Annotated in this window: 1 protein-coding gene; it reads left to right on the top strand. The window is 51.4% G+C overall.

Features of this window, described 5'->3' with window-relative positions; translation table 11 throughout:
• The first annotated feature begins 637 nt into the window (after positions 1–637).
• Entirely contained in the window at positions 638–1336 is a 699-nt protein-coding gene (locus tag K6117_RS14380; protein WP_221796840.1) for a TetR/AcrR family transcriptional regulator, read from the top strand.
• Positions 1337–1579: the final 243 nt, after the last annotated feature.

Consider the following 1579-nt stretch of genomic DNA (forward strand, 5'->3'; position numbering starts at 1 on the left):
GTTCGGGATTGGGAATATTCTCCCAAATCTGCGACGCATGCTCCGAAATCAGCATCGAGGTGAAACCCACCTTGTCGCAATGCACCGAATTCTGCACGCCCCAGTCAAAGGTCTGCCGCGCCGTGCGACCCGGACGCATATAAGGGTGGAATATAAGTCCCGTTTCCATCGACATAACACTCTCCAAAATAATTGTATATTTATATCAATATATACAATCTTTAATTACTCATATTTATTATGATGTAATAAAAATGATGCGATCTATTTTTTATTTATCATTCCGCCATTACGAAGTGTTTTCGTAAGGATATTCACGATCATCCAATGGAAATTACGACAACCCGAATCAATTGTCCTTGACGCTGCCACTCCCTTAAGACGACTGCCTTAGAGGTATCACATTTTCATTTCCACGCAAGTGTTGACTGGGGAAATTTTGCAATGGAGAAAAATGCCTAAATACTCCTGTATTTTCATATAGTTGGCCGAAATATTACCCCAAAATTCCGGACAATGTCTTGGTTTTACGCCCAAGCGGTTGTAATAAGGCAACACATCTGTTGACCCACCGGGGTTGACCCATCAGGCCTGTTTCAACACAAGCGCGGCGATTCATTTGAGCTGAGGAAAAATCTTGAAGGCAAAACCAGAAAAGCTGGCACCGGTAGATGGTACATTCTCGGCGACCCAGCTCAAGATCATTTTGGCCGCAGAAAAACTGTTCGCCTCGACCAGCATCGAAAGTGCGTCGCTCCGCGAAATCGCGGCCGCGGCGGAGCAGCGCAATCATTATGCCGTCCAATATCATTTTGGTTCGCGCGATGGCCTTGTCCGTGCCGTTTTCGCGCACCGCATGTTCCAGATGGAAGAGCGCCGGGGCGCCATGCTGGCCGAGATTGAACGCACAGGCCGGTTGCACGAAGCGCGCGCCTTGCTGGAAGTACTATTCCTGCCGCAATTGGAGCTGCAAAAGGCCGATGGGAACCGGTCTTATGGGAGCTTTTTGTGCCAATATCTCCTGCGCGAACGCTGGGCCGCTTATGGCGATTTCGGCATCCCCTCACCGCCCAACCTCGATCGATTGCTGACGCTGATCAAGGAACGTTTCGACCATTTGCCCGAGGCTGTCGCCCAGCGCCGCATCGTCAGCGGCTCATTGGTATTTCTCAGCATCCTAGCAACCTATGTCGACGAACATGGCGAGGAACGCACGCTTGAGGGTGAAGAGAGTTTCAACGAGGCGCTCAACGATACGCTGATGCAAATCGAGGCTGGGCTCTTCATGCCCAAGGCAACCGTGGACATCACGCGCAAGCAAACCGCCTTATCCTGAACGCCCAAATAGTTCGGGGCGGCAATCAAGATCACCGCCCCGCACCACAGATGGTTGTAGCTCTAACCGCTTAGGCGGCAGCCGCTGTCGTTGACACACCCGGCAGCGTGATACGTGGCGCGACTTCCTTCGCGATGAGTTCGAGCGAATTGAACCAAGGCGTGGGATCATCATAATAATCATGGGCTTCGACCTGCATCGTGCCCCAGCCGCCACATTCGTGGAACAGCTTGTTGAGCTTCT

This window comes from Alteraquisediminimonas sediminicola, assembly GCF_019740335.1.
GTDB lineage: Bacteria > Pseudomonadota > Alphaproteobacteria > Sphingomonadales > Sphingomonadaceae > Alteraquisediminimonas > Alteraquisediminimonas sediminicola.